Source organism: Microbacterium testaceum, assembly GCF_001476655.1.
GTDB classification, from domain to species: Bacteria; Actinomycetota; Actinomycetes; order Actinomycetales; family Microbacteriaceae; genus Microbacterium; species Microbacterium testaceum_C.
Genome location: NZ_LDRT01000001.1, coordinates 16,681 through 36,465 on the forward strand (window position 1 = coordinate 16,681; position 19,785 = coordinate 36,465).

At 70.2% G+C, this 19,785-nt stretch carries 16 protein-coding genes and 1 pseudogene; 13 read left to right on the plus strand and 4 right to left on the minus strand.

The features are described from left to right. Positions 1-34: 34 nt before the first annotated feature. The 7 genes from NS220_RS00105 to NS220_RS00135 all read left to right on the plus strand — a co-directional run bounded on the left by NS220_RS00105 (position 35) and on the right by NS220_RS00135 (position 6,914). Entirely contained in the window at positions 35-2,758 is a 2,724-nt protein-coding gene (locus tag NS220_RS00105; protein WP_058622090.1) for a DNA translocase FtsK, read from the plus strand. Beyond that, positions 2,758-3,345: a CDP-diacylglycerol--glycerol-3-phosphate 3-phosphatidyltransferase gene (pgsA, locus tag NS220_RS00110; protein ID WP_058622091.1), complete on the plus strand. Its 588-nt coding sequence runs from the start codon at positions 2,758-2,760 to the stop codon at positions 3,343-3,345. Before NS220_RS00105 ends, pgsA begins: the two co-directional genes overlap by 1 nt. Further along, a complete protein-coding gene (locus tag NS220_RS00115) occupies positions 3,342-3,869 on the plus strand; it encodes a CinA family protein (RefSeq protein WP_058622092.1) in 528 nt (175 codons plus the stop codon). Before pgsA ends, NS220_RS00115 begins: the two co-directional genes overlap by 4 nt. Before the next feature lie 171 nt (positions 3,870-4,040). Continuing rightward, positions 4,041-4,349 (plus strand): helix-turn-helix domain-containing protein, encoded by a 309-nt coding sequence (locus tag NS220_RS00120; RefSeq protein WP_013583398.1) that lies wholly within the window; start codon positions 4,041-4,043, stop codon positions 4,347-4,349. 18 nt (positions 4,350-4,367) lie between these two features. Beyond that, positions 4,368-4,592, plus strand: a complete 225-nt coding sequence (locus NS220_RS00125; protein ID WP_058622093.1) for a DUF3046 domain-containing protein — start codon at positions 4,368-4,370, stop codon at positions 4,590-4,592. 313 nt (positions 4,593-4,905) lie between these two features. Further along, the gene (gene recA / locus NS220_RS00130) at positions 4,906-5,958 is read left to right on the plus strand and encodes a recombinase RecA (RefSeq protein WP_013583396.1); all 1,053 of its coding nucleotides are present in this window, start codon (positions 4,906-4,908) and stop codon (positions 5,956-5,958) included. Continuing rightward, entirely contained in the window at positions 5,958-6,914 is a 957-nt protein-coding gene (locus NS220_RS00135; protein ID WP_058622094.1) for a regulatory protein RecX, read from the plus strand. The genes recA and NS220_RS00135 overlap by 1 nt, the downstream gene beginning before the upstream one ends. A 92-nt stretch (positions 6,915-7,006) precedes the next feature. Here the strand turns inward: NS220_RS00135 and NS220_RS00140 are convergent, their stop codons facing one another. After that, positions 7,007-9,595, minus strand: a complete 2,589-nt coding sequence (locus NS220_RS00140; protein WP_058622095.1) for a helix-turn-helix transcriptional regulator — start codon at positions 9,593-9,595, stop codon at positions 7,007-7,009. 201 nt (positions 9,596-9,796) lie between these two features. On the opposite strand from NS220_RS00140, the gene miaB reads away from it, so the two are divergent. The 4 genes and pseudogenes from miaB to dapF all read left to right on the plus strand — a co-directional run bounded on the left by miaB (position 9,797) and on the right by dapF (position 13,428). Then, complete coding sequence (gene miaB, locus NS220_RS00145; protein WP_058622096.1) at positions 9,797-11,344, plus strand: tRNA (N6-isopentenyl adenosine(37)-C2)-methylthiotransferase MiaB; 1,548 nt, start codon at positions 9,797-9,799, stop codon at positions 11,342-11,344. Beyond that, on the plus strand, positions 11,341-12,270 hold the full coding sequence (gene miaA, locus NS220_RS00150; protein WP_058622097.1) for a tRNA (adenosine(37)-N6)-dimethylallyltransferase MiaA: 930 nt from the start codon (positions 11,341-11,343) through the stop codon (positions 12,268-12,270). Before miaB ends, miaA begins: the two co-directional genes overlap by 4 nt. Continuing rightward, positions 12,230-12,466 (plus strand): annotated as a pseudogene (locus NS220_RS20750) (hypothetical protein); the annotation flags it as partial. The gene miaA and the pseudogene NS220_RS20750, both read left to right, overlap by 41 nt. A gap of 107 nt (positions 12,467-12,573) precedes the next feature. Then, the gene (gene dapF / locus NS220_RS00155) at positions 12,574-13,428 is read left to right on the plus strand and encodes a diaminopimelate epimerase (protein ID WP_058622098.1); all 855 of its coding nucleotides are present in this window, start codon (positions 12,574-12,576) and stop codon (positions 13,426-13,428) included. An 82-nt stretch (positions 13,429-13,510) separates the two neighbouring features. Here dapF and NS220_RS00160 read toward each other — a convergent pair whose 3' ends face one another. After that, positions 13,511-14,155, minus strand: a complete 645-nt coding sequence (locus tag NS220_RS00160; protein WP_058622099.1) for a class I SAM-dependent methyltransferase — start codon at positions 14,153-14,155, stop codon at positions 13,511-13,513. Positions 14,156-14,253: 98 nt separating this feature from the next. On the opposite strand from NS220_RS00160, the gene hflX reads away from it, so the two are divergent. Beyond that, positions 14,254-15,771 (plus strand): GTPase HflX, encoded by a 1,518-nt coding sequence (gene hflX, locus NS220_RS00165; RefSeq protein ID WP_058622100.1) that lies wholly within the window; start codon positions 14,254-14,256, stop codon positions 15,769-15,771. A 103-nt stretch (positions 15,772-15,874) separates the two neighbouring features. Next, positions 15,875-16,867: a cell division protein ZapE gene (gene zapE / locus NS220_RS00170; protein ID WP_058622101.1), complete on the plus strand. Its 993-nt coding sequence runs from the start codon at positions 15,875-15,877 to the stop codon at positions 16,865-16,867. A 57-nt stretch (positions 16,868-16,924) separates the two neighbouring features. On the opposite strand, the gene NS220_RS00175 is transcribed toward zapE, so the two are convergent. Together NS220_RS00175 and lexA are read right to left on the minus strand one after the other, a co-directional pair. After that, a complete protein-coding gene (locus NS220_RS00175) occupies positions 16,925-18,817 on the minus strand; it encodes a S9 family peptidase (protein ID WP_058622102.1) in 1,893 nt (630 codons plus the stop codon). 103 nt (positions 18,818-18,920) lie between these two features. Beyond that, positions 18,921-19,610, minus strand: coding sequence for a transcriptional repressor LexA (gene lexA / locus NS220_RS00180; protein ID WP_058622103.1), 690 nt, complete (start codon positions 19,608-19,610; stop codon positions 18,921-18,923). Between the last annotated feature and the right edge of the window lie 175 nt (positions 19,611-19,785).

Sequence of the window (19,785 nt, forward strand, 5' to 3'; positions counted from 1 at the left end):
GGCGAATGTCGGTGGTCCCGCCTACCGTGGAAGCATGGCTCGAACCTCGTCCCCCTCCGGCGGTCGCGCCCCCGCGAAGGGGACGCCGCGATCCAAAGCCGCGGCGCCGGCGCCGAAGCGCTCGGCCCCCGCGCCCAAGCGCTATGTCGACGAGCCCGAAAAACCGTCGATCGCCGTGCGGGCGTGGATGGCGGTCGCACACGGCGTGGGAGGAATGTTCCGTGCCTTCGGCCTCGAGAACCTCGAGCGCGACCAGCGGCGCGATGGTTTCCCGTTCTTCCTCGTGGTCCTCGCTGTCGTCGGTGCGGTGGTCGAGTGGTTCTTCATCGGCAACGACGTGGCGGCGGTCATCAGCGCCTACAGCTTCGGTGCTCTCGTCGGCCGCGTGGCTTTCGTCCTGCCCGTGCTGCTCCTGCTGCTGGCGGGCTGGCTCTTCCGCCATCCGGCGTCCGTCCACGACAACGGCCGCGTCGGGATCGGGTGGGCTCTCTTCATCATCACGGTGGCCGGTTTCTGCCATGTCGCCGGAGACCGTCCTGTCCCGTCCAACGGCGGACTGCCCGTGCTCAGCCTGGCGGGCGGTCTCGCCGGCTGGATCGTGGGAGAGCCCCTCGCCCTCCTGCTGACGAATGTCGGCGCGTATATCGCCCTGTCTCTGCTCGCGCTGCTGAGCATCCTGATCCTCACCAAGACCCCGCCGAACCGGATCGGCCGTCGTCTCGGTGACCTGTACGCCTGGATGTTCGGGGTCGAGCGCACCGAGTCCTCCGAGACGACGACGAAGGTGTTGCCGGCCGCTGAGGACGACGACGACGAACCCTCCGAGAAGTCGCTGCCGTGGTGGCGACGGAACAAGTCCGGTCGTGAAGAAGACGTCGACGGGTCGCTCGGATCCGACGACCTCACCGAACTGCTCACCCCGGGTACGCCGCAGGGGGGCTTCGAGTCGCCCGTCGTCGCGCCCGAGCAGGTCACCGCGCCCGTGCGGCCACTGTCTCCGCCGCCTGCACCCGAGGCCCTCACCGAGGTCTTCGACGCCGGCACTCTCGCGAAGGCCGCGAGCGGACGCGGACTCCACGACGACTCGCCCGTCGACGACGTTCCCGACGACGACCTGCCCGGTATCTCGGGTCTCGGCGGCGACAACGCGGGTGCTCCGCCGTCCGCCAACTATCGCCTCCCCGCGGTGACCGCCCTCGCCACGGGTACCCCGCCGAAGGCTCGCTCCGCCGCGAACGACGCCGTCGTGAAGGCGATCGAGAGCGTCATGGAGCAGTTCAAGGTCGACGCGCGCGTCACCGGCTTCTCGCGCGGACCGACCGTCACCCAGTACGAGATCGAGGTCGGCCCGGGCGTCAAGGTCGAGCGCATCACGGCGCTCACCAACAACATCGCTTATGCGGTCGCCTCGAACGAAGTGCGCATCCTCGCCCCCATCCCGGGCAAGAGCGCAATCGGCGTCGAGATCCCGAACGCGGACCGCGAGATCGTCACTCTCGGTGACATCCTCCGGTCGGATGCGGCGACGTCCTCGACCCACCCGATGACCATCGGCGTCGGTAAAGACGTGGGCGGTGGCTTCGTCGTCGCCAACCTCGCGAAGATGCCCCACCTGCTCGTGGCGGGTTCGACCGGCTCGGGTAAGTCGAGCTTCGTGAACTCGATGATCACGAGCCTGCTCATGCGGGCCAAGCCATCGGACGTGCGCATGGTGCTCATCGATCCCAAGCGCGTGGAGCTGACGTCGTACGCCGGTGTTCCCCACCTCATCACCCCCATCATCACCAACCCGAAGAAGGCCGCCGAGGCGCTGCAGTGGGTCGTGAAAGAGATGGACATGCGCTACGACGACCTGGCGTCGTTCGGATTCCGGCACATCGACGACTTCAACAGGGCGGTCGTGGCCGGGGAGATCCAGCTGCCCGCCGGCAGCGAGCGTGTTCTCAAGCCCTATCCCTACCTGTTGGTCGTGGTCGACGAGCTCGCCGACCTCATGATGGTCGCGCCGCGTGACGTCGAGGACTCGATCGTCCGCATCACGCAGCTCGCCCGCGCGAGCGGCATCCACCTCGTCCTGGCGACCCAACGTCCGTCGGTCGACGTGGTCACCGGACTCATCAAGGCCAACGTCCCGTCGCGTCTCGCGTTCGCCGTGACGAGCGTCACCGATTCGCGGGTCATCCTCGACCAGCCCGGTGCCGACCGCCTGATCGGTCAGGGCGATGGCCTCTTCCTCCCGATGGGGGCGTCCAAAGCCGTCCGCGTCCAGGGTGCCTGGGTGAGCGAGCAAGAGATCGAGAAGGTCGTCGCACACGTCACGCAGCAGGCGCGGCCCGAGTACCGTTCCGACGTGCAGGCCGCGGCCGAGAAGAAAGAGATCGACGCCGACATCGGCGACGACCTCGAGCTTCTGCTCGCGGCGGCCGAGCTCGTCGTCTCGACGCAGTTCGGTTCGACCTCCATGCTGCAGCGCAAGCTCCGCGTCGGGTTCGCCAAGGCCGGACGGCTCATGGACCTCCTCGAGTCTCGCGAGATCGTCGGGCCGTCCGAGGGGTCCAAAGCCCGCGACGTGCTCGTCACGAACGAGCAGCTTCCCGCTGTGCTGGCGAAGCTCCGCGGCGACGATGTTCCCGCCGCCGCGGTCGCGGACGACGACCGGTACGGGGCGGATCCGATCGAAGCGCAGTTCGAGGGTGTTCCCGTCGCCGATGACGACGAGGGTTCCGAGGACGCCTGGCAGTTGACGGGCCGCGACTGATGGCCGTGCACCGCCAGCTTCCGAATGCGATCACGATCGCGCGCATCCTGTGCGCCCCGGTGTTCCTCTGGATGCTCCTGGCCGACGGGGGCGCGGGCGGTGCGCTGCGATGGGCTGCGGGCGTCGTCTTCATCGTCGCCATCGCGACCGATGGGATCGACGGGTACATCGCACGCAAGTACGACATCGTCAGCGACCTGGGCAAGCTCCTGGACCCGATCGCCGACAAAGCCCTCACGGGGGTCGCGTTCGTGGGTCTGTCGATCCTCGGCGAGTTGGACTGGTGGGTGACGATCGTGGTGCTCGTCCGCGAGGTCGGGATCACGGTCTACCGCTTCATGGTGGTCAGCGATCACGTGCTCGCCGCGGCGTGGATGGGCAAGCTCAAGACCGTGGCGCAGGCCGTCGCGCTCTCGATCGCGCTTCTGCCCTTCGCGAGCCTCTCGGATGCCGCCGGCTGGCAGGCCACGGTGTGGTGGGCCGGCGTGGTGACGATGACGATCGCGGTGATCCTCACGATCGCTTCCGGTCTCGACTACGTCGTGACGGAGGTGCGGGCAGCGCGCACAGCACGGAGGGCACGATGAGCCACGGCATCCCCGAAGACTTCGACGAGACACTCATCAGCGATCCGCGCGAGAGCGCCGCGATGCTGCTCGACCGTCTGGCCGAACTCGGCTGGACCGTCGCCGTCGCCGAATCGCTCACGGGCGGTCTGGTGGTCTCCTCCCTGGTCGATGTCCCCGGTGCATCGCGGGTGGTCCGCGGGGGAGTGGTGGCGTACGCGACCGACGTGAAACAGAGCGTCCTCGGCGTCGACGCCGCGCTCCTCGAGGCGCACGGAGCAGTACACCCTCGCGTAGCCCGTCAGATGGCGCGGGGGGTGCGCGACGTCCTCGGACGCGATGGGATGCCCGCCGACGTCGGAGTGGCGACCACGGGCGTCGCCGGCCCCGATACGCAGGACGGACACGTCGTGGGAACGGTGCACATCGGCGTCTCGACGCCCCTGGGAACCAGCGTCGACTCCCTCGTCATCGCGGGAGACCGTGAACGCATTCGCCGGGAAGCCGCTCGCATCGCGCTCCGGCGGACCCTCGCTGCCCTGTGAGAACCGTCTCGGGGCGCACGGGTCGAGAACGCGGGAACAAATGATGACATAGATCGGTTTTGCATAGCGATTCCCATCCAGTGCCCAGCGCGCGGCATTAGGGTGACCACATGGTGTTGTACGGTTGTCCACTCGGACAGCGTCGGAATCAGCAGTGAGGAGGGGCCCAAAATGATCCTGGTTCGTCAAGAGATCGGCGAAGTCCTGCGTGACCTCCGCCAGCAGAAGGGTCGTACCCTCCGTCAGGTCGCCAGCCGCGCAAGCGTGGCCCTCGGCTACCTCAGCGAGGTGGAACGCGGCCAGAAGGAAGCGTCGAGCGAGATCCTCGCCTCGGTCGCGGAAGCCCTCGACGTTCCCATCTCGTCGATCATGCGTGAGGTCGGAGACCGCCTCTCGGTGCTCGAGGGCCTGCAGACCTTCCCCGACGTCGTCCCTGACGACCTCGTGGCCGAGGTCGAGCCCGAGCTCTCGCTGCGCTGATCCCTCCCCGTCGACCGCATGCGTCGTAGTGAATTCGACCGTGCCGTCGCCGACGAGTTCGGCGCGCGCGGTGGCTCTTTGATGACCGACCTCGTTCTCTCGGCCGTCGGCGGGCGCACCCCCGCCGAGGCTCTCTCCGCCGGGGCGGATCCGCGCGAGGTGTGGCTCGCGCTGTGCGCGGAGACGGATGTCCCCCTGGAGAGGCGTTACGGCGTCGGACGGCTCGATCCTCGCCGTCGCTGAGGCGTGATCGCACGACCCGCCGCCGCCGCCGTACGCGAGTGGCCAATGCCTGGCCCTGCCGAAGGTTTCGGGGGTGGAGGACTTTTTTCCGGCGTGTCATCGAATCTTCGTTCGATGAGCGCGTAGGCTCCTGCACATCGGAGTTCTTCGCTGATCCGTCCCCGTTCGGCGGGCTTCCCGAAACCAATGTCGGAGGCCCTCTCTAACGTGGATGACGTCGAACGACACTCTGAACGCCTTGTCGGGCGTCCCCACCGTCGGTGCGGAGCGCGACAGCCTATAGGCGACGGAACGCGAGAAGAAAGAAGACGTCATGCCCTCACCCGCAGAGCGCGAGAAGGCCCTCGAGTCGGCCCTTGCGCAGATCGACCGGCAGTTCGGAAAGGGCTCGGTCATGCGACTGGGGAGCGACGACCGCGCCCCGATCGAGACCATCCCCACCGGCTCCGTCGCCCTCGACGTGGCCCTCGGCATCGGCGGTCTTCCTCGCGGCCGCATCATCGAGATCTACGGGCCTGAATCCTCCGGTAAGACCACCCTCACGCTGCACGCCATCGCCAACGCGCAGCGGGCCGGCGGTATCGCGGCGTTCATCGACGCCGAGCACGCGCTCGACCCCGAGTACGCGAAGAAGCTCGGCGTCGACATCGACGCGCTGCTCGTGTCGCAGCCCGACACGGGGGAGCAGGCGCTCGAGATCGCCGACATGCTCATCCGCTCGGGCGCGATCGACCTGGTCGTGATCGACTCGGTCGCCGCCCTCGTCCCCGAAGCCGAGATCAAGGGTGAGATGGGTGATTCGCACGTCGGCTTGCAGGCTCGTCTGATGTCGCAGGCGTTGCGCAAGCTCACCGGTGGCCTCAACACGACCAAGACCACCGCGATCTTCATCAACCAGCTGCGCGAGAAGATCGGTGTGTTCTTCGGATCCCCCGAGACCACCGCCGGCGGAAAGGCGCTGAAGTTCTACGCGTCGGTTCGACTCGACATCCGTCGCATCGAGACGTTGAAGGACGGCACCGAGGCCGTCGGTAACCGCACTCGCGTCAAGGTCGTGAAGAACAAGATGGCGCCCCCGTTCAAGCAGGCCGAGTTCGACATCCTCTACGGCGTCGGCATCTCTCGTGAAGGAAGCCTGATCGACTTCGGTGTCGAGCATGGCATCGTCAAGAAGTCGGGTGCGTGGTACACCTACGAGGGCGAACAGCTCGGCCAGGGGAAAGAGAACGCCCGAAACTTCCTCATCAAGAACGCGGACGTGGCGGCCGAGATCGAGTCGAAGATCAAGAACAAGCTCGGCATCGGCGCTCCGGCTGCTCCGGCCGAGCCCGCGGCCGACGAACTCGCGGCTCGCCGCCCGGCCTGATGATCGACGGACAGCGCCCGGGTCGTCATCGCGGACAGTCGTCCGTCGATGGCGACCCCGGGGCCGCTCAAGACGACGTCGGAGACAACGCCCTGGCACCCGTCATTCCGCTTTTCGGGAGTGGTCGGTCCCGTTCCACGGGGGAGCGCGACGCCGGGGACGCGACGCCGTCGGCGATCGTCGACGCGGGCGCGCGTTTCGGACGTTCCTCGACCGTCGACGAGAGCCTGAGGTCCGGGCATCCCTCGACCTTCGGTCGGGGCGGCTTCGACCAGCACACCCCGCTCCGGGGCGACATGGGCGGGCCTGCCGACGCCGGGTACGACGCGGTTGCCCACGATGCCGCTGCATACGACGACGCGACGTACGACGACGCGACGTACGACGACGCGACGGACAAAGACGGGTATGACGGCGTTGCGGCTGCCCGAGATGATGTGCGTGAGCGCGCCGAGACCCTGCTGCTTCGCAAACTGCGGTCCCGCTCGCTGTCGATCTCCGAGGCGCGTTCGGTCATCCGCGAGGTGCAGGGAGCCGACGAGGTCGTGATCACCGAGCTGATCGACCGCTTCGTCGACCTCGGCTACCTCGATGACGCGGTGTTCGCGGAGCAGCTCGTCCTCTCCGCGGTCGAGCGGCGCGGTGAAGGGCGCCGCGCGGTGGCCTCGACGTTGATGAAGCGCGGAATCCCCCGTGATATCGCAGACGCCGCCCTTGCCGAGATGCCCGATGACGACGCGGAGCGCGCGCTCGAGTTCGCCCGCAGCAAGGCTCGCGGCATCGGCGGCAAAGACGACGATGCGGCTCTCCGGCGTCTGGCAGGTCAGCTCGCCCGTCGAGGGTATCCGTCATCCATTGCGCTGTCAGCGGCGCGGCAGGCTCTGCGGGAGGTGGGCGTCGGGCGTTCCCGGCCCGTTCGACCGATGTCGGGAGTGCGCTTCACTCCCGACGAGTAGGGCCCCGCGGCCTCCGTCCGGTCGGCTCCGGCACGCGGGTCTCGCGCACGAGGCTGAGGGCGCGGCCTCGTGGACGCTCGAGTCACCCCGGGTCACGCGCGGGACTGCCGGTTCTCCCACTGCGCGACCAGCCGCCCGAGTTCGCTGCGCGACGCGCCGCCGATCTTCGCCCGCGCCTGGTAGACGTGCGACTCGACCGTCCGAACGGACAGATAGAGCCGCTTCGCGATCTCCCGGTTCGTGTGGCCCTGCTCGACGAGGAGGGCGATCTCCCTCTCACGCCGGGTGAGTTCGTTCAGCGCCGGCAGGTCCCCAGGCGGCGTGTGCGACGGCAATCGCGACAACCGCCCCAGCCGCACGCCGTCGATGGCCTCCTCCGCCGACCAGAGGGGAGGCAGCCGCAGACCCTCGGCCGCCTCGTGGACATCGCCGGCATCCCAGGCGTCGAGCCGACGACGAAGCTCGACGGCCAGGGGCAGATCGCTCGTCCGCAGGAGTTCGCGAAGCTCCTCGGTCTCCCATCCGGTGATGCTTCGCAGCACGACCAGCCGGAAGAGGTCCCGAATCCGGATCGCGGGAACCTCGTGTTCGGCCGACAGCCTCGCCGCGGTCTGCGCGGTCGCGCGCGCCTCGTCGATTCGCCCCTCGGCCATGAGCACGGTGGTCTCGACCGAGGTGCGCGCGTGGCGCACGTGCAGTTCGTCACCCGTCTCGATCCGCGAGAGCAGCGTCCGGGCGTCCGCTGCCCTGCCGCCCGCCGCGAGGGCCTCCGCGAGACCGAGCTCCACAAGATCCGCGTCGGGTCCGGAGAGACAGCCGGCGGTCTTGGCTCGCACCGCCTCCCACTCGAGAAGGGCGTCGCCAGGCCTTCCCAGATTCGTATCGGCGACGGATGCGGTCACGCCCGCGATCGTCAACGCCACCGCGTCGTGTTCCCGGGCGGCCGTGGTGCGTTCTCCGGGAAGGCGCGCGGCCAGGGGGCCGCCGTCGGCTCCCGCCACCTGGTGGCTCGCAAGCATCACGAGAAGGGCGCTGAGCCGCTGCGTCGCTCCGATGTCCACCGGACGCTGGCGGGCGTCGAGCAGACGCTCGACCTCGTCGAAGTGCGTCCGCGCTCGTGCCCACCGACCGCGGAAGCTCTCAGCCATGCCGGCGCTCAGCCGGGCACGAAGGTGCGTCGCATTCCGCTCGGGCGACAGGGCCAGCGCACGCTCGGCGGCCTCGACGGCCCGGGCCCACGCGAACGACGCTCCCGTGCGCGCGGATTCGTCGAGGTGCCGTTCGATCTCGGCATCCGGGTCGCCCCTCGTCGCCGCGTAGAGCGGGACGGTCAGCCCTCGATCCGCGAGGACCGCCCGCAGGCGGGCGAGACGTCCGCGCCCCTCGTCGTCCAGGTCCTGGGGGGCGATCTCGTCGATCGTCATCGTGTCCGACCCGGTGCCCAGCTGCGCGAGCGCGAACGCGGCCTCCAGGCGCAGCTCGGGCGAGTCGACGGAGCGGAGCCCGCGGGCCGCATGGGCAGCGGCGTGGGCGGCGTCCGCGCGATCGTTGGCCTCCCGCGCGGCGTCCAGGGCGACACGAGAACGCAGCGCCGGCGATGCGGGCACGTCCGGCGCCTCGTCATCGCCGCGATGCCACCTCTGGGCGATGGACACCGCCAGCGGAGTGCACCACCACTCGCCGTCGGCTTCGAGCATGCGCACGCCGGCCGCTGCGACGAGAGCGTCTATCCGCCGTGTGCCGAGCTGTCGTTCGGCTTCGCGAGCGATCGCCTCGTTCGCGGTCAGACGGCGCGCCGGACTGTCGTCGGAGTGCACGAGTCCCGCGGTGATGAGAGCTTCGATGCGCGTGTGCGAGACGAATCGCGTCGCGACCGAGAACTCGATATGGGGAATGCGGTCGAGGAAAGCGAGGCACTCCTGATCCGCTTCGGCGAGATCGCCGGTATGCAGCCTGAGGGCCACGGACAGCCGACTGTGCGGCGGGGTGTCGCGGATGGCGGCGAAGGGATCCCGGCCGGCCGCCACGGCACCGACCGCCTCGGCGACGAGCTCGCGCAGCAGTGTCCGGGAGCCGTCGGCCCGCCAGAGGATCGCGCCGCAGATCGTGGCATCCAGGGTCGACGCGCCCGGAAGGACGGCGAGGAGTCTCTCGCTGTCCGCGGGAGTCAGTTCCGAGAGGTCCAGGCGTCGCGCGAGACCGTCGAGCCACAGGCTGAGCATCGTCTGTCCCACGCCCGTCGTGTCCCCATCGACGCGGCGAGCCCGGGCGCGCGGAATGCGGAGCGTGGCGAGGAGCGTGACGCGGCCATCGGCCACGCACCGGGCGAGGAAGTGCGCGGAGTCGACGTCGAGGGCGTGGACGTCGTCGACGAGGACCACGACACCTTCGTCGGGGACACGGCCCCGGCGGAGGTCGATCATGCGGGGATCGCCCGCGGCGTCCACCGCTCCGAAGGGCACATCCGAGAGCACGGTGGACGGGCGCACGATGACAGGCGCGACGCCGTGCGTGGCGAGCTCTCGAACGACGGCGCGGAGGAGGTGGCTACGGCCGCTCCCTCGCGTTCCGGCGACGATCACCGATGTCGCGGTGAGGAGGGAGTCCGCGAGAGCCGCCGCGTCCCGATCCGCCCCGATGAGGGGTTCGGACCAGGATGTCCACGACGAGCCTTCCCTCACAGAGCTCTCCTTCGCGGTGCGCCCGCGCACGCCGGACGAACGCGAGGGGCCCCCGCGTCGTTGTCAACCTATCGATGCGCCCCTGGCGATGTCCGGCCGTCGAACGCACACTTGCGCCCGATTCGCGAGGCGCCCGCCGCGGCGACGAAACCCCCTCGACGGGGGATGCCGAGACGACCGGCGCTTAGACTTGCACCCATCATGACCACCCCCGTTTCGACTCCGACGCTGATCGCGCCGTCCCCCGCCGCGCAGGGCGCCCAGGGACCGCGCACCTACGAGGTCCGCACCTTCGGCTGCCAGATGAACGTCCACGACTCGGAGCGTCTCTCCGGTTCTCTCGAGAGCGCGGGATACGTCCGGGCCGAGGTCGGCACCGAGGCCGATGTCGTCGTCATCAACACCTGTGCCGTGCGCGACAATGCGGCGGGCAAGCTCTACGGCACGCTCGGCCATCTCAAGTCGCGCAAGGACGCGCACGCGGGGATGCAGATCGCCGTCGGCGGCTGCCTCGCGCAGATGGACAAAGACGCCGTGCAGCAGAAGGCGCCGTGGGTCGACGTCGTCTTCGGAACGCACAACATGGGTTCGCTCCCGGGCATGCTCGAGCGCGCGCGGCACAACGGCGAAGCGGAGCTCGAGATCCTCGAGTCGCTCGAGGTCTTCCCCTCCACCCTCCCCACGAAGCGCGATTCCGTCCACAGCGGGTGGGTGTCGATCTCGGTCGGCTGCAACAACACGTGCACGTTCTGCATCGTCCCGAGCCTCCGTGGCAAAGAGAAGGACCGTCGCCCCGGCGACATCCTGAACGAGATCCGCCTGCTCGTCGAAGACGGAGCGATCGAGGTCACCCTCCTCGGCCAGAACGTCAACTCCTACGGCGTCGAGTTCGGCGACCGACTGGCCTTCGGCAAGCTCCTGCGCGCCGCGGGCGAGATCGAGGGGCTCGAGCGCATCCGCTTCACGAGCCCCCACCCGGCCGCCTTCACCGACGACGTCATCGCCGCGATGGCCGAGACGCCGGCCGTCATGCCTCAGCTCCACATGCCGTTGCAGTCGGGCTCCGACCGCATCCTCAAGGCGATGCGCCGCTCGTATCGCAGCGAGAAGTTCCTCGGCATCCTGGACCGCGTGCGCGAGCGCATCCCGAACGCCGCGATCACGACCGACATCATCGTCGGCTTCCCCGGTGAGACCGAGGAGGACTTCCAAGAGACGCTGCGCGTCGTCGAGGCGGCGCGCTTCTCCAGCGCCTTCACCTTCCAGTACTCGATCCGCGAGGGTACCCCGGCGGCGACGATGGCCGATCAGGTGCCGAAGGCGGTGGTGCAGGAACGCTACGAGCGCCTCATCGCGCTGCAGGACCGCATCGCGGCCGAAGAGAACCGGAAGCAGCTCGGACGCACGCTCGAGGTGCTCGTCTCCACCGGCGAGGGCAAGAAGGATGCCGAGACGCACCGCCTCACCGGTCGCGCCGAGGACAACCGCCTGGTGCACTTCGAGCTCCCGGCGGGCTCGCCCGTGCCGCGGCCCGGCGATGTCGTCTCGGTCACGGTGACCCACGCCGCGCCCTTCCACCTTCTCGCCGATGCGCCGGACGGTGCGCCGCTGCGCATCCGCCGCACCCGCGCCGGAGACGCATGGGATCGTTCGCAGGCCGAGTCGTGCGGCGTCCCCGCTCCCGCGGGTCAGGCCGGAGCACCCCGCGCGGTGTCGCTGGGCCTGCCCACTCTTCGCGTCGGCGTGTGACCGCGCCGACCCTGTGGGCCGTCGTCGGTGCCACGGGTACCGGCAAGACGGGGCTCTCCCTCGATCTCGCCGAGGCACTGGAGCGCCGCGGGCGCCCGGCCGAGATCGTCAACGCCGACGCCATGCAGCTGTACCGCGGGATGGACATCGGCACCGCCAAGGTGCCCCTCGCTGCGCGTCGCGGCATCCCGCATCACCTCTTCGACGCCCTCGCGGTGACCGAAGAGGCGGCGGTGGCCTGGTACCAGGATGCCGCCCGCGCAGCGATCCGCGAGATCCATGCCCGCGGGGCCGATGCGATCCTCGTCGGGGGATCGGGCCTGTACGTGTCGGGGGTGCTGTGGGACTTCCGCTTCCCTCCGCGCGACGAGGCGCTGCGCGCCGCGCTTGAGGAAGAGAGGGAACGTCTCGGCTCGGGTGTCCTCTTCGCGCGCCTGCGGGAGGCGGATCCGGCGGCAGCGGCGCGCATCGATCCGCGTAATGGCCGCCGCGTCGTCCGCGCGCTGGAGGTCCTGGCGCAGGGCGGCGAGACGCACGGGGGAGCGCTCCCCGAGGCGCCGGAGTTCTGGCATCCGCAGACTCGTATCCTCGCGACGGCCATCGATCGGGAGGACCTCGTCCCCCTGCTCGACGCGCGCGTCGAAGAGATGTGGGCGACAGGACTCGTCGACGAGGTCGACGCGCTGCGCGCGGAGGGGCTCGAACGGGGAGTGACCGCGGGACGCGCGATCGGCTACGCCCAAGCCCTCGCGCAGCTGCGCGGCGATCTCACCCCCGACGAAGCCATCGCCGAGACCCAGGCGCTCACCCGCCGATACGCCCGCCGCCAGGTGTCGTGGTTCCGTCGGTATCGAGAGGCGCTGTGGGTCGACGCGCGGACAGCGGATGCCACGACCCTGGCATCCGCCGGAGAGGAACGCCCGTGACGATCGAGATCCGGGCGTTCGCCCTCGCAGACGAGGACGCCGTCGTGGCGCTCCGGGAGGAGGCCGGTCTCGCGCGGCCGTGGAACGACCCGCGCGCAACATCCGCCGCAACCTCACCGTCCAGCCCGAGCTCTTCCTCGTCGCGGTCGAGGCGGGTGCCGTCGTGGGCAGCGTCATGGCGGGGTACGGCGGGCATCGCGGGTGGCTCTCCTACCTGGCCACCGCCGACACGTGTCGAGGGCGGGGCGTGGGGGCCGCTCCTCACACGGTGACGAGCGCGCCGCCCCTCCCTAGACTGGGCGTATGGCGACTCACGCGTTCACCAAAGGCCACGGCACCGGCAACGACTTCGTGGTGCTGGCCGATCCCGACGGGGAGCTCGACCTCTCCGATGCGCAGATCGCCGTCCTCTGCGACCGTCACTTCGGCATCGGGGCGAACGGCCTGCTGCGCGTAGTCCGCTCCGCCGCCATCGACGAGGGTGCCGACGCCGCGGCATCCGGCGCCGAGTGGTTCATGGACTACCGCAACGCCGACGGTTCCAAAGCCGAGATGTGCGGCAACGGAACGCGCGTGTTCGCCCGGTATCTCAGCGACACGGGTCTCGCGAGTCTCGACGGCGGCTTGCGCATCGGCACCCGCGCGGGCGTGAAGACCCTCACGCGCAGCGAGCGCGGGTACGAGGTCGATCTCGGCGCGTTCGCGATCGAGGCGAGCGACACGCTCGTGCGCGCGAAGGGATTGCCGGTCGCTCGTCCCGGTGTCGGCATCGACGTCGGCAACCCGCACGTGGTCGTCGCGGTGGCGTCGGATGCCGAGCTCGAGGCGCTCGATCTGACCTACCAACCCGTGCTCGACCCCGCCCCTCGGCACGGTGCGAATGTGGAGTTCGTGGTCCCGGCCGACCCGCTCGTTCAGGAGGGCGTCGGTGCGATCCGCCTCCGTGTGTTCGAGCGCGGGGTGGGGGAGACGCTCAGCTGCGGTACCGGCGTCGCCGCGGCGGCCCTGGCGGTGCGCCACTGGGCCGGTTCTGCCGCGCCGGACGTCTGGACCGTCGACACCCCGGGCGGCACGCTCGGAGTCCGCGTGGCCGAGGGGCACGTGTTCCTCTCGGGCCCCGCCTCGCTCGTGTTCACGGGCGAGGTGACGTTGGCGTAGGCGGCGGGGCGCGGTGTCGCTCGTGTTCACGGGCGAGGCGCGCCGTCGCGAGCTCGCGCATACCTGCGGGCGGGCGTGCGGATCAGGAGACGACGTCGATCGGCTCGCTCGGGGGCGAGCCGTGCCGCCGCACGCGCAGTACGCGGAAGCCGCGGCCGGTGGCGGCGCGGTGGACGCTGTACCCCGGCGTGAAGGAGGCCGCGAGCCAGCGCTGCAGCGAGTCGGAGCCGAGATTGCGCTGCACGACGAACCACCCGTCCGAGCGTTCGGACAGACGGGGGATCCAGTGCTCGAGCATGCTGTGCAGCTCGCTCTTTCCCACGCGGATCGGCGGGTTCGAGCGGATCGTGCGGAACGAGACGTGGTCGGGAACATCTTCCGGACGCACGGCGTTGACGTTGGTGAGGCCCAGCGACTCGGCATTGCGCCGCACGAGATCGAGAGCCCGCTCGTTGACGTCGACCGCCCACACGGTCGCGTGCGGTGACGCGAGCGCCAGCGACAGCGAGATCGGACCCCACCCGCACCCCAGGTCGAGGAAGTGCCCACCGGCGGGCGGGGGCGGCGTGTTGGCGAGGAGCACCGAGGTTCCGGCATCCACGTGCTCGGGGCTGAAGACTCCGCCCGCCGTGACGACCTCGAGGTCGCGACCGGCGAGTGTCACGCGGATGCGGCGGAGCTGTTCGGGACTCGACGGCGACGCGGTGAAGTAGTGGTCGCTGCCCATTCCGACAGGATAACGGACCCGGACTCCCGACGCCGGGGGCGGCTAAAGTGCGAGAACAGCAGACAGGATCCGCGGGAGCCCGCGGGCGAAAGGAACACATGACCGAACAGACCACACCCCCGAACACGGACGCGGCCCCGGTGGACCCGGTGGACCGCGTGCTGTCGCGCGCCGAAGCGCACCGCGGGGTCCGGGTCTTCGGTGCGGCACAGGCTCTGCAGGACGCGGCGACCGCTTACGGCGGGAGCTCCGACGGCGACCAGTGGGACCGTGAGGAGCGCGCCGCGCTCCGGCGCGTGCCCGGACTGTCGACCGAGCTCGAAGACGTCACCGAGGTCGAGTACCGCCAGCTGCGGCTCGAGAACGTGGTGCTCGTCGGCGTGCACCCGCAGGGTTACCAGTCGGATGCCGAGAACTCCCTCCGCGAACTCGCCGCACTCGCCGAGACGGCCGGTGCGGTCGTGCTCGACGGCGTGCTCCAGCGACGCCCCCATCCCGACCCGGCGACGTACGTCGGGCGCGGCAAAGCCCAGGAACTGCGCGACATCGTTGCCGCCGTCGGTGCCGACACCGTCATCGCCGACACGGAGCTGGCTCCGAGCCAGCGGCGTGCGCTGGAAGACGTGGTGAAGGTCAAGGTGATCGACCGCACCACCGTCATCCTCGACATCTTCAGCCAGCACGCGAAGAGTCGCGAGGGCAAGGCGCAGGTGGAGCTCGCTCAGCTCGAGTACCTGCTGCCCCGTCTGCGCGGTTGGGGTGATTCGATGTCGCGCCAGGCCGGTGGACAGGTCGGCGCGGGCGGCGCCGGCATGGGTTCGCGTGGGCCCGGTGAGACGAAGATCGAACTCGATCGTCGCCGCATCCGCACCAAGATGGCGCTGCTGCGCAAGCAGCTGCGGGACTTCGCGCCCGCTCGTGCGGCGAAGCGCGCCGAGCGCAAGCGTCACACGATCCCCTCCGTCGCGATCGCCGGGTACACGAACGCCGGAAAGTCGAGCCTGCTCAACCGTCTGACCAGCGCGGGGGTGCTGGTCGAGAACGCGCTTTTCGCGACCCTGGATGCCACCGTCCGCCGTTCCGAGACCACCGACGGCCGCGTCTACACGCTGACCGACACGGTCGGTTTCGTGCGCAACCTCCCGCACCAGCTCGTCGAGGCCTTCCGATCGACACTCGAGGAGGTCGGCGACGCCGACGTCATCCTCCACGTCGTCGACGCGTCGCACCCGGATCCCGCCGCTCAGCTGGCGACGGTCCGTGACGTGATGGGCGATGTCGAGGCCGACTTCGGCCACGAGATCGTCGTGTTCAACAAGGCCGACCTGGTCAGCGACGACGATCGACTGGTGCTGCGCGGGCTCGCACCGCACGCGCACTTCGTGTCGTCGCGCACGGGCGAGGGGATCGACGAGCTTCGCGCTGCGATCGAGGAGGCGTTGCCTCTTCCCGCCGTCGAGGTGCAAGCCGTCGTGCCCTACGACCGGGGCGACCTCGTCTCGGCCGTGCACGAGAGCGGTCTGATCCTGGCCCAGGAGCACCGCGAGACGGGGACGTTCCTGCACGCGCACGTCGGGGCGCGGCTGGCGGCCGAGCTCGAGCCGTACGCCGCCTGAACGGGGCCCTCGCGCTGTGGCGCGAGGGCCCGCCGCGTGCGCGGGCGTCTCGACGGTGAAGCAACGGGTCAGCGCGCCTCGCGAGTCGTGCCACGCTTCGTAGGTGTCATCGCCGGCCCCGTTGCTCGCCGCCGTGGAGGCCCGCGCCCGGCGGGAGGGCTTCGCGCTCGACCCGAGACAGCGGGTGGTCCTGGAGCACCTGGCGCGCGCGGCGACGCACGCTCTCGCCGGCCGGCCCGCGCGCGGGGTGTACCTCTTCGGTCCCGCGGGCCGGGGCAAGTCCTGGCTCGCCGATGCTCTCTTCGCCGCGCTTGCGGACGGGGGCGCCACGCGGGTGCACTTCCACGGCTTCTTCGACGATCTCCACCGCCGTATCCAGATGCACCGCGGGGAGCCGGATGCCACGAACCGGGCGCTCGACGACGTGTGCGGCGCAAGCCGGTTGGTGTTCTTCGACGAGCTGCACGTGCATGACCCGGGTGACGCGCGCCTGCTGACGCGTCTGATCGAGCGGCTCGTGGAGCGCGGGTGCACGCTCGTGGCGACGTCGAACTACGCGCCTCGGGAACTGCTGCCCGACCCCGTCTGGCATCACCTCTTCATTCCGGGCATCGCGCTCATCGAGACGCATCTCGACGTCCTCCGGCTCGACGGCGCGGTGGACTATCGCACGCGCGCATCGGTGCGGAGCTCGGGCTTCCGCGCGGGGGTGTGGTCGACGGCGGAGCCCCCTCGGATCGAGACCGCGCCGACACCGCTGTCCGTGCGCGACCGGGTGTTCCCCGTGACATTCGCCGACGCCCCTTCACTGACCGCGACGTTCGCCCAGCTGTGCGATGCGCCCGTGGCAGCCGTGGAGTATCGGCACTGGAGTCACACGTACGCGCACTGGACGATCACGGGGGTGCCGCCGTGGGACGAGGTCGGTCCCGCCGCCCGGCAGCGCTTCGTGAACCTCATCGACGTCCTCGCGGACGCCGACGTGCACCTCGACGTGCACGCGTCCGTCGACCTCGATGTTTTCCTGGAGCGCGCCGTCGGGCGACCGGACGCGTTCCGCATGGCGAGTCGCTTGCACTTGTTGCGGCGCGGCTGACCGCTGCCGACGAACGGCGTCGGGCGCTCGACAGGTCACCGTGGAGCGCCCGACGGCTCAGTCGAGCTCGAGAGGGGTGACGCCCGGTGTCTCGAACCCGAACACCGCTCCCAGGAACCCGAGTTCGCGTTCGAGGGAGTCGATCACGGTCTCCGCGCGGCGGAAGCCGTGTCCTTCTCCTTCGTAGAGCACGTAGGCGTGCGGGACGCCGTGCGCTGCCAGGGCGTCTCGGATCGCCTCTGCCTGTGACGGGGGGACGACGCGATCCTCGGTGCCCTGCAGGATCAGGAGCGGAACGCGGAACCGTTCGGGATGGCTGAGCGGCGACCGCTCGACGTACACCGATTCGGCCTCGGGCAGGGGTCCGATGAGCCCGTCGAGGTAGCGCGCTTCGAAGTCGTGCGTGTCTTCGGCCAGGGCACGCGCGTCTCCCACGCCGTATCGCGAGATCCCGGCGGAGAACACCTCGGTGGTGGTGACCGCGGCGAGGACCGTCCACCCGCCCGCCGAGCCCCCGGCGATCGCCAGGCGCGCGGGGTCGGCGAGCCCCGCGTCGGCCAGGGCGGATGCCGCAGCGGCGACGTCATCGACGTCGACCACGCCCCACTGCCCCTTCAGGCGTTCGCGGTACTCCCGGCCGTAGCCGGTGGACCCGCCGTAGTTGACGTCGAGGACGCCGATTCCGCGGCTCGTGAAGAACGCGGTCTTCGCCGAGGGGGCTGGACCGACCTGCGATGTGGGGCCGCCGTGCACGAGCACGACGTAGGGCGGACGTTCGTCGGTGGGAGCCGCGACGTCGGGATTGGTCGGTGCGTAGGCGAAGGCGTGCACCGGGCCGTGCGGACCTTCGGTCTCGAGGGTCAGAGCCGTCGGCATCCATTCGTCTCCCCACGCGCCGGCTCCACCGGTGACGAGGTCGACGGCGCCGGAGTCCAGGTCGACGAGCCACAGGCCGGAGCGGCCCCCGCCGTCGGTGCCGGAGACGAGAACGCGCGAGCCGCGCGCATCGTCGACGGCGGTGCCGGAGACGGAGGGAACCTCGAGCGCGCGGATGCCCGAGGGGGCGATCTCGACCACCTCGTCGCCGCCGTGGGTGCGGACGGCCACGATGCGGCCGTCGTCGGTCGCGGCGAACCAACGGGTGCCCAGCACCCAGAGGCCGCCACCCGTGTCGGCGTCGGCGGGGGCGACCGCTTGCGCGTCATCGTCGAGCGGGTGCCGGTAGAGGTTCCAGCGCCCGCTCGGGTCGTCGGCGTAGAGCAGCTCGTCGTCGCCCATCCAGACGGGCTGCAAGGGTGCTCGATCGTCGCCTCCGGCGAGGTCGCGGACGACGCTCGAGTCGAGATCGGCGACGCGGATGGTCGTGGCGTCCCACGGCATGTCGGGGTGGTTCCATGCCACCCACGCGAGGTGGCGCCCGTCGGGGGAGAGCGCGGGCTGGGCGACGAAGTCGCTGCCTGCGGCCAGGATCTCTCCGGCCCCTTCGGCGTCGGTTCCGATCCGGACGATGGCGCGTGTCGGGATGCGTTCGTCGCCGTGCGTCTCTCGAACGGCGAGCAGCACGCCGTGCTCGAACCGCAGACCGCCATGGCGTACGGCGTCGTCGACAGGGGTCAGCGCGCGGGCCGTGCCGCCGGGGCGGAGCGCGTAGACGCGCTGGTCGGTCTTCTCGACGTAGAACAGTTCCCCGTCGTCGGATGCCGTCCAGGCACCGCCGCCGTACTCATGAACCGCCGATCGAGCGTTTCCCGGAGCCGGCAGGACGGTCTCGACGCCGCCGTCCGCGCGGCGACGTTTCACGGCGACCCGACCGGCTTCTGCCGGTACGGACTCGCCCCACCACACCTCGTCGCCCACGAGCCGCGCGCCGTCGACACGCGGGGAGGACTGCGCCACCGACTCGGGAGTAAGGGGCGAGGGCCAGGAGCCGTAGGGGAGGGTGTCTGCCATGGACCCAGCCTAGGGAGGGGGGCCGACATCCGCCGGGATGCGCAGCGAATCCTCATACCGTCCCCGGACGCGTGGCTCCGGCCGCGCGTCGCCGTGGCGGGCGTCAGACCGCGCGCAGCACCGCCACGACGCGGCCCAGCACCACGGCCTCGTCGCCGAGAATCGGCTCGAACGCGCTGTTGCGGGGCAGGAGCCACGTGTGTCCGTCGCGGCGGCGGAAGGTCTTCACGGTGGCTTCGCCGTCGAGCATCGCGGCGACGATCTCGCCGTTCTCGGCGTTCGCCTGCGAGCGCACCACCACCCAGTCGCCATCGCAGATGGCGGCGTCGATCATCGAATCGCCCGAGACCTTCAGCATGAACAACTCGCCCTTGCCGACGAGCTGACGGGGCAGGGGGAAGATCTCCTCCACCTGCTGATCGGCCGTGATGGGGACGCCGGCGGCGATGCGCCCGACCAGGGGCACCAGGGCGGCGTCGCCCAGGGCGGGGGCGGTGTCGGCCGGGTTCTCGGCGGCGGCGCCGGGGAGGTCGATCAGCACCTCCATCGCGCGCGTCTTCCCGGGGTCGCGGCGCAGGTAGCCGCTGAGTTCGAGCTGATTCAGCTGGTGGGTGACGCTCGACAGCGACTTGAGTCCGACGGCGTCGCCGATCTCGCGCATGCTCGGCGGGTAGCCGTGACGGGCGATGGATCGCTGGATGACCTCGAGGATGGCGAGCTGCTTGTCGCTGAGGTTCTTGCGTCGCCGTGTCTGCGGTCGTTCGCGGCCGGCGGCGGTCGTCGCGTCGGTCATCTGCGCTCCCCTCGCGCCGCGGATTCTGCGGCGGAAATTCGAATGTCGGAGGTTGGTGATGAGGTCTCCGTGTCGAAACCGTATCCGGTGGACGACCCGAATGGCAGGGAGCCTCCCGCGTGTCGCGTTCGATTCGTCTCCGATCACAGCCGGTATTGACACTCAAAAGTATCGA

Coding starts and splice junctions, on each gene's coding strand:
- pgsA (WP_058622091.1), top strand. CDS start 2,758: ATGGCCGTGCACCGCCAGCTTCCGAATGCGATCACGATCGCGCGCATC.
- hflX (WP_058622100.1), top strand. CDS start 14,254: ATGACCGAACAGACCACACCCCCGAACACGGACGCGGCCCCGGTGGAC.
- lexA (WP_058622103.1), bottom strand. CDS start 19,610: ATGACCGACGCGACGACCGCCGCCGGCCGCGAACGACCGCAGACACGG.
- NS220_RS00115 (WP_058622092.1), top strand. CDS start 3,342: ATGAGCCACGGCATCCCCGAAGACTTCGACGAGACACTCATCAGCGAT.
- recA (WP_013583396.1), top strand. CDS start 4,906: ATGCCCTCACCCGCAGAGCGCGAGAAGGCCCTCGAGTCGGCCCTTGCG.
- NS220_RS00160 (WP_058622099.1), bottom strand. CDS start 14,155: ATGGGCAGCGACCACTACTTCACCGCGTCGCCGTCGAGTCCCGAACAG.
- NS220_RS00135 (WP_058622094.1), top strand. CDS start 5,958: ATGATCGACGGACAGCGCCCGGGTCGTCATCGCGGACAGTCGTCCGTC.
- NS220_RS00105 (WP_058622090.1), top strand. CDS start 35: ATGGCTCGAACCTCGTCCCCCTCCGGCGGTCGCGCCCCCGCGAAGGGG.
- NS220_RS00175 (WP_058622102.1), bottom strand. CDS start 18,817: ATGGCAGACACCCTCCCCTACGGCTCCTGGCCCTCGCCCCTTACTCCC.
- NS220_RS00125 (WP_058622093.1), top strand. CDS start 4,368: ATGCGTCGTAGTGAATTCGACCGTGCCGTCGCCGACGAGTTCGGCGCG.
- miaB (WP_058622096.1), top strand. CDS start 9,797: ATGACCACCCCCGTTTCGACTCCGACGCTGATCGCGCCGTCCCCCGCC.
- dapF (WP_058622098.1), top strand. CDS start 12,574: ATGGCGACTCACGCGTTCACCAAAGGCCACGGCACCGGCAACGACTTC.
- NS220_RS00120 (WP_013583398.1), top strand. CDS start 4,041: ATGATCCTGGTTCGTCAAGAGATCGGCGAAGTCCTGCGTGACCTCCGC.